Below are 13,570 nucleotides of genomic sequence, written 5' to 3'. Positions count from 1 at the left end.
ACATTAGCTGGCGATGCTCACGAGCCGCGGGCCCCGGACCAGGACGGCAAGCAGCGCGACGGCACAAGCGATGCCCAATGCTCCCAGTGCCAGGCCCACGTTGCCCAATGCGGCAGCAGTTGCTCCGAGGACTATTGGCGTCAGGAACTGACCAATGAACAGGGTGGATGTCCAGATGCCGGTACCACGGCCGCGCTGGGAGAACTCCAAGCCGTTGACGGCCCAGGTCAGCAGCGTCGGCAACAGCACGCCGGTTCCGGCGCTGGCCACCACCGCGCCCAGAATGGCAACGGGCACGCTACCCGCTACTGACACCACGCAAAGCCCCACTGCTGCAAGGCCGAAGGCGCCCATCAGCAGTTTCCGGGTACCCAGCTTGGCGAGGTAACGGAACGAAATAGCACCTGCCGCAGTGGCCAACGAAGCGATGGCGGCAGCTCCGCCGATGAGGCCGGTGTCAGTGACGCCGAGCCCGGTGATGACATACGGCAGGTGGACGATCAAGGCGTAAAACACGATGCCCCCGAACAGCGTCACTGCTGCCGGTGCAGCGATGTCCCGCCAAGGCACCGGTTCTTTGGTGGTGGACGCATCTTGAGCACGGCTCTTGGCGGGTTCCCACAGGGTGAAGATCATGGGGATCACCAGCACGGCGCTGACAGCGTACAGCCAGAACGGAGTCCGCCAGCTGATGCTGCCCAAGGCGCCACCGAGCGCGAAAAATGCCGTGGCGGCAAGTGCGCTGACCATGGTCTGAAGCCCCAGGTACTTGTTCCGCTGCTGGCCTGCGTAGTAGTCGGTGATCAGCGTGGTGCAACAGGTCATAATGGCTGCCTCGGCGATTCCTACACCCACCCGCGATAAAGCTATGGCGCCAAGGGAGTCCAGCCAAAGTGGGGCCGTTCCGAAGAGTGCATAGGCCAGCATCGCGCCGATGAGCAGCTGCTTCCGTCCCACGCGATCGGCCACGTACCCGGCCAGCGGAGAGAACAGTGCCACAAACAACGCGGGCAGGGTTAGGACCAGCGGAACAAGGATGGCGACGCCCGCGGTTTCGGCAAAGACCTGGTTCAGGGTAGGGAGAACGGGGGCCAGCAGTACTGCGCCTAGTACGGGCATGCAGCTGCCGGCCACCAGCAACGCCGCCTGGGCCTTTCCGGCCGTTCGGTTTAAGGCAGGCGGGCCGGGCTGGGTTGCAGTTGGATCCATGGTGCTCATTGGGTGTTCCTTCGCCTTTGAAGATGATCCCGCGGAGTGGCACAAGTGCCGGGAGGGATTGCATTCACTGTGGCAAGGGCTCTGCAGGCGGAGAATAGCTGTTTCGGTATAGCAGGTATTCGTGGGATGGATATCTTCGCTATCCATCAACTATTTGTTGAACAGATAGTTGCTATCAGAGAGTTGCCCTTCTCCGAATACGTGATGTGGCTCATGGTTGTTACAGGACCTGCAGATAACTGTCCGAGCAATCAGAGCACTCAGAAGGAATTCATCGTGGAAACTCCCCTCTCCCATCTTGCCCACCTGGAGATCACCACTCCGGACGTTGAAGCCTCGGCGCGGTTCTATGAAGAAAAGTTCGGCATGCGCGTCATCGATCGCGTGGATGGCAACGTGTACTTGCGCTGCTGGGGCGACTACTACCGCTACAGCCTGGTCATCACCGAAGGCCCGGAGGCCTCGCTGGGCCGGATGGCATGGCGTACCAACTCCCAGGCCGCACTCGAAGCAGCAGCAGCCCGGGTAGAAGCAACGGGTGTGCAAGGTACGTGGACTGCCGGCGGACACGGCTTCGGCAAGGCCTATGAGTTCACGGGTCCCTACGGCCACCACATGCGTCTGTTCTATGACGTAGAGAAGTTCGTTGCAGAGCCTGGCTTCGAATCCACCTACCCGGACCGCCCGGAACGTCGCAGCAGCCACGCGGCCGCTCCCCGCTTCCTGGACCACGTCACGGTGGCTTCCTCCGACGTGCGGGGATTCGCCAAGTGGTACAACGAAGCGCTGGGCTTCCGCGTCATGGCCTTCGTGGACCTGGACGAAGCACCCATCACCGTGTTCTCGGTATTGACCACCAACGAGAAGTCCCACGACCTCGGCGTCGTCCTTGATACTTCCAACCGCCCCGGCCGCGTCAACCACATCGCCTTCTGGGTTGACGCAACCGAGGACCTGCTCCGGACCGCCGATGTGATGATGGAAAACGGCACCCCGATGGAATACGGTCCCTCCATTCATGGCGTGGGAGAGCAGAACTTCCTGTACTTCCGGGACCCCTCAGGCCTGCGTGTGGAACTGAACTCCGGCGGCTACCGCAACTACGTCCCGGACTGGGAGGCCAGCACCTGGAAGCCCTCCGAAGGCTCCAACAACTTCTACAAGAACGGTGCCATGCCGCACTCCATGACCGAATCCTTCCCGCCGGCTGAGGGCTTCACCGCAACGGAAGAAGGTGCTTCCGCCGAAATGAAGGAAGCCCTCCTGAACCCCTATGCAAAGCAGGGGCGGGGCTAGAAAACATGACTGACGCAACGTACTCCCTGATCCGCTTCCAAGAACCCGGCGACACCAAGGCCAGGGCAGGCTTGCTGGTTGGCGAACGTGTCCTTCCCCTGGACGGGGACATCAACTCCCTGATCCAGCACTGGGAAACCACCGAAACCGAGCTGGACGAGCTCGCAGTATCCGCAGGTGAGGAAGCCGGACTGGCCCTGTCCGCCGTCGAGGTCCTTGCACCAGTGGAACCCGCTCAGGTTCTCCAAACAGGCGCCAACTACCGCAAACACGTGATCGATCTTGCTGTGGCGCACCGCGAAGCGGGTCAGAATGCGGAAGAGGTGCGCGCCAAGACCGCGGCCATGATGGACCAGCGCGCTGGCAAGGGAACGCCGTACTTCTTCATCGGGCTTCCCACGGCCATCGCTTCAGCTACGGATGACCTCACCCTGCCGGCTTACAGCAAGTCCCACGACTGGGAACTCGAACTCGCAGCCGTCATAGGTAAGGAAGCGTTCCGGGTCAGCCCCGAAGAAGCTCTTGAGCACGTCTTCGGTTACACCATGGTCAACGACATCACTACGCGCGAATACGTGTTCCGTAAGGACATGCCGGCCATCGGCTCGGACTGGTACCGGGCCAAGAACGCTCCCGGGTTCCTGCCAACGGGTCCCCTGCTGGTGCCGGCCAAGTTCTTCGGTAACCCCCAGGACGTCCAGGTGACGCTGAAACTCAACGGGAAAGCCATGCAGGACGAGTCAACGCAGGACATGATCTTCGGTGTGGCCAAACTGGTCAGCGAAGCATCGCAGATCATGCCGCTCCGGCCCGGCGACCTTGTCCTCACCGGCAGTCCCGCCGGGAATGGCCAGCACTGGGGACGCCTCCTCCAGGACGGCGACGTCATGGAGGGAACCATCACCGGATTGGGAACCCAACTCATACACTGCAAGGACGAACAGTGACCGCCGACGCCGTCGAGACCAATTTGATCCGACCCTCCGATCCTCTGGCCAGCATCGCCGCCGCCGCACAGCTATACAACAACTGGGGACGATGGGGCGAAGACGACGTCCTCGGTACCCTCAATTTCATAGACGACGGCAAGCGCGTGGAGGCTGCGCAGCTGGTGAAGTCCGGAGAGGCGTTCTCCCTGTCCCAGCCGTTCGACACCAATGGCCCCCAGAAGGGGTGGCGTCGCCGCACCAATCCGGTCCACACCATGACGGACACCGGGGTGGACGCGGAGCGCGGCAACCAAGGCTTCCCCCATGGATTCGGTGGGGCCGATGACGTGATCGCCATGCCCCTGCAATGCTCCACGCAGTGGGACGGACTGGGCCACATCTTTGATCGTGGCAAAGCCTGGAACGGCCGGGCCGCAGGGGACGTGGTCACCTCCGAGGGCGACCTCGTCACCGGGATTGAAACCGCCGCCGCCAAGATCGTTACCCGCGGAGTTCTGCTCGATGTTGGCCGTGCACTGGGCCCGGAGCTGGGACGTGCAGACGGGGAATTGCCAGACGGATTCGCCATCACCCCGGAACATTTGCAGCGCACCATTGAACGTCAGGGTCCCGGCTCGGCAGTTCGCAGGGGCGACATTGTGTTGATCCGCACAGGTCAGTACACACGTGTCCGCCGCGACGGCTGGGGCGACTACGCGGGTGGGTCCGCTCCCGGGTTGTCGTTCAGCACGGCTCCATGGTTGCATGCCTCGGAGATCGCCGGAATCGCCACGGACACGTGGGGATTCGAAGTCCGCCCCAACGAATTTGAGGGCGCTTTCCAGCCGCTCCACCAAATTGCCATCCCCAACCTAGGGTTGTTCCTTGGCGAGATGTGGGACCTGGACGCATTGGCAGAAGCCTGTGCCGCGGAAGGCCGGTATGACTTCATGCTGACCGCCGCGCCACTCCCCATCACCGGGGCGGTGGGTTCACCGGTGAATCCCATCGCGGTTCGCTGACACGCCGCCAGCCAACAAGCGCAGCACAATAGGCAGTATGGCCGTCACCACAAAGGAGTCAAAGATGGCAGCAGTACAGAAGGTCGGAATCGTCGGAGCGGGAGCTGCGGGACTCGCTGCGGCGATCCTCCTGGCCGATGCCGGGATCGAGGTGGAGGTCCTGGAAAAGGCCGCCGAGCCGCAAACCCTTGGCTCCGGTATCACGTTGCAGGGCAATGCACTGCGCATCCTGCGCGATCTCGACGTCTGGGAACAGGTGGAAGCGAAAGGGGACGCGTTCAGCACCCTCGGCCTTCGTGCGCCTGATCCCACAGGAACGGTGATCGCCGTCCTGGACGACATCCGGACCGGTGGTGACGACCTCCCCGCGACGCTTGGGATGTACAGGCCGGACCTGACTGCCATTCTGCGGGACCGCGCATTGGAGTCGGGTGCCCGCATCACTTACGGCAAAACCGTCATGGAGATAGCGGACGACGCCCGCAGCGTCACCGTCAGCACCAGCGACGGCGGCACCTCGGCCTACGACCTCCTGATCGGCGCTGATGGACTCCACTCCACAGTCCGCAAGGCTATCGGAATCGAGGAGGAGCCCACGCCCACCGGCATGGGAATTTGGCGTGCGTTCGTTGAGCGGCCTGAGGAAGTGGTCAGAACGGACCTCACCTACGGAGGACCGTGTTTCATCGCCGGATACTGCCCCACCGGACCGGACACCATCTATGCCTATCTCGTGGAAAAGGCACAGGAACGCAATCACGAAGACGGCCCCAAGGTGATGGCGGAACTCGCTGCTGTCTACGGTGGTCCATGGAAGGAGATCCGCGCCAACCTGGACCACAGCGCCCGCATCAACTACACCTGGTTCACTTCGCATCTGGTGGAAGGACCATGGAACCGCGGCCGTACCGTCATCATCGGCGATGCCGCGCACAGCTGCCCGCCAACGGTGGCGCAAGGCGCGGCCATGGCTCTGGAAGACGGTGCCGTTCTTGCAGAACTGTTGATCGCCGCGGACCACGTCACCGAGACGCTCTGGAAGGAGTTCGCGGACCGTCGCACCGAGAGGGCAACCGCCGTGGTCAAGGCATCCGTCCAGTTGGGTCAGTGGATGCTGGACGGTGTTAGGGATGCGGATGTTCCCGGCCTGATGAACTCGCTCTCCACCATGCTCAAGGAACCGGCATGAACCACATCGACACAACCCCACAGCCTACTGTTGATGTCCACAGCCACGTTCTGATCCCTGCCCTGCAACAGGTGGTTGCCCAGGCCGATCCTGAGGGCTTCGCAGAACTGCAGGCTCTGGAAGTCCGGCGGAACGGGCCGGAATCCATGGGGAACTCCGGCCTCATGGTCAAGGAACGGTGGCCGCAGCTCACTGATCTTGACCGTCGCCTGGCGGATATGGATGCCCAGGGAGTGGACGTTCAACTCGTGTCGCCGTCGCCGTCGCACTTCTACTACTTTGCCGGTGAAGAGCTCGCACTGCGGCTTGCCAAGCAGGCCAACGACGCTGTCCGCGATCTTGTGCAGCAGGCACCTGCTCGGTTGAACGGGCTGGGCTTAGTGCCGTTGCAACACCCCCATCTCATGGTCGAAGCTTTGGAACACGCCGTCCTTGAGTGCGGCCTGTTGGGGGTGGAGATCGGTTCCTTCGCTGCCACACCTGAAGACCCGGAGCGCAGCACTGTTGAACTATCAGACTCGCGGCTTGATTCTTTCTGGAGTCGGGCCGTGGAACTGGGCGCGATCGTGTTCCTGCATCCCTTCGGCTGCTCCCTGGACGAACGTCTGGACCGCTTCTACCTGTCCAATACCGTCTCCCAGCCCGCCGAGAACGCGGTGGCACTTTCTCACATGATTTTCAGCGGTGTGCTTGACCGCCACCCGGGCCTCAAGGTTCTTGCCGCGCACGGGGGTGGCTATCTGCCAACAACCATAGGAAGATCAGATCGCGCCTGGAAGGTGCGCCCCGAGGCACGGCGGTGCGCCGAACCGCCGTCGTCCTATCTCCGGCGAATCTTCTTCGACTCCCTGGTGCACAGCCCCCGGGAACTGCGCGGCCTCCTCGAAGCTGCGGGACCCGGACAAGTGCTGCTCGGCTCGGACTACCCGTTTGACATGGGCTCGGACGATCCCATCGGGGAAGTCCATGCAGCCGTGCTCACCACAGCTCATGCCGCCAAGGTTCTTGCCGGGAACGCTGCCGTCCTCGGCATCACCGCTGCGGCCACCATGGCCGTCCGACCCACCGTCTAAGGAGGAACACATGGTCAAGATTGCGCGCTGGAATCACGACGGCGGTACTTACGCCGGGTTCGTGGATGGCAGCAGCTGCTTTGCGTTGCCCCACGGACAAACCGTGAATGAGCTGCTGGACGCCGGGCTTGCCACCACTCTGGAGATTGCTGCGGAAACGCTCCGCGCGGCAGCTGCGGTTCCGCTGCCTGAGGTGCAACTGCTGGTTCCGCTGGTACCGGCCACCATCCGGGACTTCGTGGCCTTTGAAAAGCATGTCGAAGGTGTCAGGAAAAGCATCGACGGCGTGGCCGGCGTGGTTACCGAATGGTACGAGGCACCCACGTTCTACTTCACCAACCCGCACACCGTGACGGGTACCGGCGAGGTGATTGGAGTTCCGGCGGGATGCAGCGAACTGGACTTCGAAACCGAGGTGGCTGCCGTCGTCGGGCATGTACCGGGAAGCAACGGCAGCAACTTGACCGCCGCAGATGCCCACCGGCACATCTTTGGCTACACCGTGCTCAACGACTGGTCGGCCAGGGATCTTCAGCGTCGTGAAATGAAAGTCAGCCTGGGCCCGTGCAAAGGCAAAGACTTCGCAAGTACCTTGGGACCCTGGATCGTCACGGCCGATGAGTTCGAGCACCTGCACGACGAGGAAGGTTTCCTCCCCATCTCCATGTCCGTGGAAGTCAATGGGCAGCCCCTGGGTCAGGATCTGCTATCCAACATGGGCTGGCCGTTCGCGGAGCTGGTGGCGTACGCGTCCCAGGACTCGGTTGTGCGCCCAGGGGATGTCCTTGGCTCCGGAACCTGCGGCAGTGGCTGCCTGGCCGAGCTCTGGGGACGGAACGGCACCAAGACTCCCCCGCCGCTGAAGACGGGCGACGTTGTTCGGATGGACGTGGAGGGAATCGGCAGCATTGCGAATACCGTGGGTGAGCGCCGTGAAGCCGTGACCAGAGTTGCTGCCCGGAGCCGTCCCCGGAACCGAACTGCCGGTGCGGCCGCCCGCGCCCAGGGCTGACGTTGTCCCTTTGCGCGCGTTTCGTCCGTCTGCGGTCTGGGACGGGCATCATATAATCCGAGCATGCCATTTACGCGTTTCTACTTAAGTAGCCATACTCTGCTGTCCGCCCATGAGCAGGACGGGGCAGTTCTATGAGCGGCGGTCTGGTAGCGCTTTTGGACGATGTCGCGGCCCTGGCCCGCATAGCGGCCGCATCCGTGGACGACATCGCCGCAGGGGCCGCCAAGGCCGGGGCTAAAGCAGCCGGGGTGGTCATTGACGACGCCGCTGTCACCCCGCAGTACGTATCCGGGGCGGACCCGTCCCGCGAACTGCCCATGATCAAGCGGATCTTCTGGGGCTCGCTGCGAAACAAACTGGTGATCATCCTCCCGGCGTTGCTGCTTATCAGCGCCTTTATTCCGGGAATCATCCCGTTCATCCTCATGTTGGGCGGCACCTACCTCTGCTACGAGGGTGCCGAGAAGGTCTGGCATAAACTCCGAGGCGACTCCGCGCACCAGAAGGCTCCGGCTGTCCAACGCGGACCTGACGCCGAGGCCAAGGTGACCAAGGGCGCCATCACCACCGACTTCATCCTGTCCTGCGAGATCATGGTCATCGCCATGAATGAGGTAGCCACGGAGTCTTTGTGGGTCAGGGCGTTCATCCTGGTGGTCGTGGCAGTGGCGATCACTGTCCTCGTTTACGGAGCGGTGGGGCTCATCGTCAAAATGGACGACATCGGCCTGCACCTGACCACCAAGGACTCCGAGGGTTCCAAGCGCTTCGGCCGCCTGCTCGTCAAAGGAATGCCGGCTGTGTTGGCTTCCATCACCCTCATCGGGACCATCGCCATGTTGTGGGTTGGTGGTCACATCATGCTGCAGGGTGCATACGACCTCGGATGGCACGCGCCTTATGACCTGGTTCATGTACTCGAGTCACCCTTCGCCGGGATCCCTGTAGCGGGCGGCTTCCTCGCCTGGCTCGTGAACACGCTGTGCTCGGCCATCCTGGGAGCCATCTGGGGCCTGGTCATCTTGCTCATCCTGCACCCACTGCTCAAGCTGCTGCCGTTCGGCAAGAAGAAGGAAGGACACGAGGAAGGCGACGTCCGTGCCGCAATCGCCGGCCATAAGCCCGCGAAACACGAGGACGATCCAGTCTCCTAGCAAGCTTGCGGCGTCCGGCATGGGTCAACCCTGGACGCCGCACCTGCCTCGGGCGTTTGCGGACACGGGGGTATCGACGTAAGTCCTGCTGGGCCCGAACTTCGACGCTGCCGGGAGGGAAACACGGGTCAACGGCCGATGGGGCCAAAACGGCTGCATTTTCGGGCGTTTCGGCATCGCCGATGAGCGATTCGTACCTAGGAAACTGACACTCCCGGGAGCGAGGCTTGAAGGACAGCACCACCGCCCTTCAAAGGAGATCCCGTGACTACTTACAACTTGGCTCTGATCGGTTTCGGAGGCGTAAACCGCGCTCTGGCAGAACTGATTCGCGATGAACCGCAGCGTTTCCTTACCCTCGGATTTGAGCTCCGCGTTGTGGCCATCACCGACCTTGCCTTCGGCTCACTGGTCCAAGGCGACGGCGTCGACTTGGACGCCGTCCTGGCGATGCCTCGCGGGTCTTCCTTCGACGGACTCCCTGGCGGAAGCCCCGACCCCCGCAACGAAGAGGTCATCAGGAACAGCCCCGCCGACATCGTGGTCGAGGCCACCTTCACCAGCCCGATCGACGGCGAACCAGCGGTCTCGCACGTAAAGTGGGCCATCGAATCGGGCAAGCACGTGGTAACCACCAACAAAGGACCGGTCGCTCTCAGCGGCCCGGAACTGAGCCGGCTTGCCGCAAGCAACGGCGTGCGCTTCGAATACGAAGGCGCCGTCATGAGCGGAACCCCTGTGATCCGTCTTGCACACAAGATGCTCGGAGGTCTCGAATTGAGGGCTGTGCAGGGAATCCTGAATGGAACCAGTAACTACGTGCTGGGCAGGATGGAAGCCGGGCTGCGCCTGGACGAGGCTATTGCCGAAGCCCAGGAACTCGGATACGCGGAGGCTGATCCCACGGCCGACATCGGCGGCTCCGATGTCCGGCTCAAGGTCGCCATTTTGGCCAACGAACTTCTCGGTGCCGGCATTCACCCGCGCGATGTGGAAACCACTGGTATTCAGGACATCACCAGCGATGACGTGGCCAAGGCATTGGCAAGCGGGCTCCGATGGAAACTGATCGGTGAAGCGCGCCGTGAAGCAGACGGCCGTGTGGTCGCCACCGTCCAGCCCATTGCCCTGCCGTCCGATCACCCGCTCGCCGGCATTTCCGGTGCCACCAACGCCGCGTCCTTCACCACCGATTTACTCGGCGCCGTCACCGTTTCCGGTCCGGGCGCCGGTCGCGTCGAGACCGCCTACGCACTCATCTCCGACATCATGGCCGTCAACGAATTCGCTAAAGGAGCCGTCCGTGCCTGAAACAGCAACCGCCGAAGTAAACTCCCCTGTGACAACGCAGGATCTGCTGGTGCACAACAAGTTTGACGGTACCGTCCTGGCAACCTTGCCCCAATGCAGCGAATCAGACGTCCAGCTGGAACTGATCCGTGCCGCTTCCGCCGCCCCCGCGGCGGCCGCCATGCCACGCCACGAGCGCGGCCGGATCTTGGACACCGCTGCGGATCTACTTCAGGAGCGGTCCCAAAAAGTCGCGGAACTGATCGTTGCCGAAGCCGGCAAGACCGTCAAGCAGGCCCGCAAGGAAGTTTCCCGCGCGGCGAACACCCTCAAGCTGTCCGCAGCTGAAACGCGCCGTAATGTCGGCGAAGTCGTTCCGTTCGATTCCTTCGCCGGTTCGGAGAACCGCCAGGGCTGGTTCACCCGTGAACCGCTGGGACTCATCGCCGCAATCACGCCCTACAACGACGCATTGAACCTCGTGGCACACAAGCTCGGGCCCGCGATAGCCGGCGGCAACACCGTCATCCTGAAGCCGTCCCAGCTGACACCCCTGACGGCCACCTTCCTCGTGGACCTCCTGCGTGAGGCTGGCCTGCCAGCGGAGTTCGTCACCGTTGTCCTGGGCAACCGCACGATCGCTCAAACCATCGTCTCCTCCAAGCTGGTCCGCATGGTCTCCTTCACGGGCGGATTCGCAACCGGCCGGGCGATCGCGGCGAACGCCGGTCTCAAGCGTCTGTCCATGGAACTCGGCGGCAACGCACCTGTCATCGTGTTCGACGACGCCGACCTTCCCGCCGCCGTCGAAGCCTGTGTCTCCGGCTCCTTTTGGGCTGCAGGGCAGAACTGCATCGGCGCCCAGCGCATCCTTGTCCAACGATCGGTCTTTGATGCCTTCGTGCAGAACTTCGTCGCCCAAACCGCTGCACTGAAAACCGGTGATCCGCGCAGCGAACAAACCGATGTTGGTCCTATGATCAGCAACGCCTCCGCGGCCGAAGCGAAACGTAAGATCGATGACGCTGTGACCGCCGGGGCTCGGCTGCTCACGGGCGGAACCCTGAACGGCCCGGTCCTCACGCCCGCTGTCCTGACCGGAGTCCCCCGCAATTGCGAGGCCTGGAGCGAAGAACTTTTCGCCCCCGTGGTTTTGGTAGAACCTTTCGACACCGCCGGGGAAGCCATCGAATTGGCCAACGACACCGAATACGCCCTGCAGGCGGGGGTCTTCACCAGGGATCTGGGCCGCGCCCTAGCCACCGCTAGGGCGATCGACTCTGGTGGCGTGATAATCAACGATTCATCTGACTACCGGCATGATGCCATGCCGTTCGGCGGTTCCAAGTACGGCAGCATGGGCCGCGAGGGCGTCCACTTTGCCTATGAGGAAATGACCCAGCCTAAAGTCATCGCGATCACCTCATGACCACAGGAGTAAGAATCGAGCAAGACAGCCTCGGCTCCTTGGCTGTCCCGCAGTCCGCGCTGTGGGGTATCCATACCGAGCGGGCCATCCTCAACTTCCCCATCAGCGGCATCCACTTGGGAACACACCGGCACCTCATCCGCGCCCTCGCGTTGGTGAAGAAGGCCGCGGCCCTGACTAATGCAGAGCTGGGCCTGATCCCGGCAGACATTGGCCAAGCCATGGCCTCGGCCTGCGACACGGTGGCTTCCGGAGATGTCGACCACGCTTTTCCGGTGGACGTCATCCAAGGCGGAGCCGGAACATCCACCAACATGAACGCCAACGAGGTCATCGCCAACCTCGCCTTGGAAGCCTTGGGCCACCCGCGCGGGTCCTACGATGTGGTTGACCCGATCGGACACGTCAACAAGTGCCAGTCCACCAATGACGTCTATCCGACGGCGGTGCGCCTGGCTCTGGTGTTCGCGTTGGAGGACCTGTTGAAGCGTCTTGCCCTGCTTTCGGCAGCGTTTGCCGAACGGGGTCGGGAGTTCGCATCCATCCCGAAGATTGGTCGCACGCAATTGCAGGATGCTGTGCCGATGACGCTCGGCCAGGAGTTCACCGCGTTCTCCGTGACCCTTGAGGAAGACCAACGGCGGTTGCGCGAAGCGGCTGCACTGTTGCTTGAGTGCAGCCTGGGTGCCACAGCCATCGGCACCGGTATCACCGCCGATCCTCTGTATGTTGAGCGCGTCATCGACAAGCTCTCCGAGGTCACTGGGGTCCGGCTGACGCGTGCTCACGATTTCGTTGAGGCAACGTGGGACACCGGTGCGTTCATGACGTTCTCCGGAGCCCTGAAACGCACCGCCATCAAACTCTCCAAAATCTGCAGCGACCTGCGGCTGCTTTCCAGCGGACCGCAAACAGGGCTCGCGGAAATCCGTTTGCCGCCGAGGCAGGCGGGCTCCTCCATCATGCCCGGCAAGGTCAACCCTGTAATTCCGGAGGTCGTCAAACAGATTGCCTTCTTCGTCGCCGGGGCCGACCTCACTGTCACCATGGCCGCCGACAACGGACAGCTTCAACTGAACGCGTTCGAGCCAGCCATCGCCCACGCCCTGCTGCAATCACTGCTATGGCTGACCAACGGAACCGATGTGCTGCGGGACCTTTGCGTCGAGGACATTGAAGCAAACGAGGCTCTGCTGCGCTCCCGGACCAGGGCCTCCACAGCGCAGGCCACTGCGCTGCTCCCATTGCTGGGCTACACCGTGGCGGCAGAGCTCACGCACCGTGCCTTTGCTTCAGGGCAGAGTGTCATGGACCTCGCCGTCACCGAAGGCCTGCTCCTGCCCGAGCAGGTGGAGTCGCTGATGCTGGCCTAATCCGATCCCGTCCAAGAAGAGCACCCAGCAGCACGCCGGCGTTGCGGGACCATGTGGTTCCGCAACGCCGGCCCCTGTTTATCTGCCTGGCCCTTCTTGGCTCTAATAAGGCAACTGCCGATCGATAACCGTGGAGAGGGACAGTGCGGTGGTGATGTCGCGGACGCCAGGGAACTCCGACACCTGCCGCCAGATTTCCTGGATTCTTGCTGCATCAGGTGCCTCTACCCGCGCGATCAGATCAAGCTCACCGCTCACTACATCACAGGAGGTGACCTCCGGAATCGCCCGTAGGCCGGCAATAACATCGCCGCCCCGCATCCTGTCCTGACGCTGGATAAGGAGCACCGCGTTGACCGTGGAGCTTCCGTCCCCCGCGGATTCCTTGATGGTGTAGCCGTTGATGAAGCCGTCCCGCTCCAGCCTTTCGATTCGCTGCCGCACAGCATTACGGGAAAGCAGTACCTTCTCGCCGAGTTGGGCCAAACTAATGCGGGCATTTCTCCTCAGTTCGGAAAGAATCTGCGCGTCTATCTCATCGCGTGGATTCTTGGGCATTGAGGACTCCTGACTGAGGGCGTG

The 13,570-nt window shown here is 62.5% G+C and carries 12 protein-coding genes; 10 read left to right on the top strand and 2 right to left on the bottom strand.

Annotated elements, in window-relative coordinates; genetic code table 11:
* Positions 1–3: 3 nt before the first annotated feature.
* On the bottom strand, positions 4–1,218 hold the full coding sequence (locus J7I86_RS11005) for an MFS transporter (RefSeq protein ID WP_286179654.1): 1,215 nt from the start codon (positions 1,216–1,218) through the stop codon (positions 4–6).
* Between the two features lie 276 nt (positions 1,219–1,494).
* Here J7I86_RS11005 and J7I86_RS11000 point away from each other — a divergent pair, with 276 nt between their 5' ends.
* From J7I86_RS11000 to J7I86_RS10955, 10 genes are all read left to right on the top strand, one after another.
* Positions 1,495–2,514 (top strand): VOC family protein, encoded by a 1,020-nt coding sequence (locus J7I86_RS11000; RefSeq protein WP_214819745.1) that lies wholly within the window; start codon positions 1,495–1,497, stop codon positions 2,512–2,514.
* A 5-nt stretch (positions 2,515–2,519) separates the two neighbouring features.
* On the top strand, positions 2,520–3,461 hold the full coding sequence (locus J7I86_RS10995) for a fumarylacetoacetate hydrolase family protein (RefSeq protein WP_214819743.1): 942 nt from the start codon (positions 2,520–2,522) through the stop codon (positions 3,459–3,461).
* A complete protein-coding gene (locus J7I86_RS10990) occupies positions 3,458–4,465 on the top strand; it encodes a cyclase family protein (protein ID WP_309476705.1) in 1,008 nt (335 codons plus the stop codon). Before J7I86_RS10995 ends, J7I86_RS10990 begins: the two co-directional genes overlap by 4 nt.
* Before the next feature lie 64 nt (positions 4,466–4,529).
* On the top strand, positions 4,530–5,654 hold the full coding sequence (locus tag J7I86_RS10985) for an FAD-dependent monooxygenase (protein WP_214819741.1): 1,125 nt from the start codon (positions 4,530–4,532) through the stop codon (positions 5,652–5,654).
* The gene (locus J7I86_RS10980; protein ID WP_214819739.1) at positions 5,651–6,727 is read left to right on the top strand and encodes an amidohydrolase family protein; all 1,077 of its coding nucleotides are present in this window, start codon (positions 5,651–5,653) and stop codon (positions 6,725–6,727) included. Before J7I86_RS10985 ends, J7I86_RS10980 begins: the two co-directional genes overlap by 4 nt.
* Positions 6,728–6,737: 10 nt before the next feature.
* Complete coding sequence (locus J7I86_RS10975; RefSeq protein WP_214819737.1) at positions 6,738–7,739, top strand: fumarylacetoacetate hydrolase family protein; 1,002 nt, start codon at positions 6,738–6,740, stop codon at positions 7,737–7,739.
* Positions 7,740–7,873: 134 nt separating this feature from the next.
* Positions 7,874–8,896, top strand: a complete 1,023-nt coding sequence (locus tag J7I86_RS10970) for a DUF808 domain-containing protein (RefSeq protein ID WP_214819735.1) — start codon at positions 7,874–7,876, stop codon at positions 8,894–8,896.
* Positions 8,897–9,160: 264 nt separating this feature from the next.
* Positions 9,161–10,207, top strand: coding sequence for a homoserine dehydrogenase (locus J7I86_RS10965; protein ID WP_214819734.1), 1,047 nt, complete (start codon positions 9,161–9,163; stop codon positions 10,205–10,207).
* On the top strand, positions 10,200–11,615 hold the full coding sequence (locus J7I86_RS10960; protein ID WP_214819732.1) for an aldehyde dehydrogenase family protein: 1,416 nt from the start codon (positions 10,200–10,202) through the stop codon (positions 11,613–11,615). The genes J7I86_RS10965 and J7I86_RS10960 overlap by 8 nt, the downstream gene beginning before the upstream one ends.
* Entirely contained in the window at positions 11,612–12,988 is a 1,377-nt protein-coding gene (locus J7I86_RS10955; protein ID WP_214819730.1) for an aspartate ammonia-lyase, read from the top strand. The genes J7I86_RS10960 and J7I86_RS10955 overlap by 4 nt, the downstream gene beginning before the upstream one ends.
* A 102-nt stretch (positions 12,989–13,090) precedes the next feature.
* Here J7I86_RS10955 and J7I86_RS10950 read toward each other — a convergent pair whose 3' ends face one another.
* Positions 13,091–13,546 (bottom strand): Lrp/AsnC family transcriptional regulator, encoded by a 456-nt coding sequence (locus J7I86_RS10950; RefSeq protein ID WP_214819728.1) that lies wholly within the window; start codon positions 13,544–13,546, stop codon positions 13,091–13,093.
* Positions 13,547–13,570: the final 24 nt, after the last annotated feature.

The organism is Arthrobacter sp. ISL-95, assembly GCF_018613695.1.
Taxonomy (GTDB): Bacteria; Actinomycetota; Actinomycetes; order Actinomycetales; family Micrococcaceae; genus Arthrobacter.
The sequence above is the reverse complement of the archived record's forward strand: the minus strand, read 5'-3'. Positions and strand labels throughout refer to the sequence as shown.

What these genes read in the sequence shown, in the direction of transcription:
- J7I86_RS10975 (WP_214819737.1), top strand. Translation starts at nt 6,738, where the DNA reads ATGGTCAAGATTGCGCGCTGGAATCACGACGGCGGTACTTACGCCGGG.
- J7I86_RS10950 (WP_214819728.1), bottom strand. Translation starts at nt 13,546, where the DNA reads ATGCCCAAGAATCCACGCGATGAGATAGACGCGCAGATTCTTTCCGAA.
- J7I86_RS11005 (WP_286179654.1), bottom strand. Translation starts at nt 1,218, where the DNA reads ATGAGCACCATGGATCCAACTGCAACCCAGCCCGGCCCGCCTGCCTTA.
- J7I86_RS10955 (WP_214819730.1), top strand. Translation starts at nt 11,612, where the DNA reads ATGACCACAGGAGTAAGAATCGAGCAAGACAGCCTCGGCTCCTTGGCT.
- J7I86_RS10995 (WP_214819743.1), top strand. Translation starts at nt 2,520, where the DNA reads ATGACTGACGCAACGTACTCCCTGATCCGCTTCCAAGAACCCGGCGAC.
- J7I86_RS10980 (WP_214819739.1), top strand. Translation starts at nt 5,651, where the DNA reads ATGAACCACATCGACACAACCCCACAGCCTACTGTTGATGTCCACAGC.
- J7I86_RS10985 (WP_214819741.1), top strand. Translation starts at nt 4,530, where the DNA reads ATGGCAGCAGTACAGAAGGTCGGAATCGTCGGAGCGGGAGCTGCGGGA.
- J7I86_RS10970 (WP_214819735.1), top strand. Translation starts at nt 7,874, where the DNA reads ATGAGCGGCGGTCTGGTAGCGCTTTTGGACGATGTCGCGGCCCTGGCC.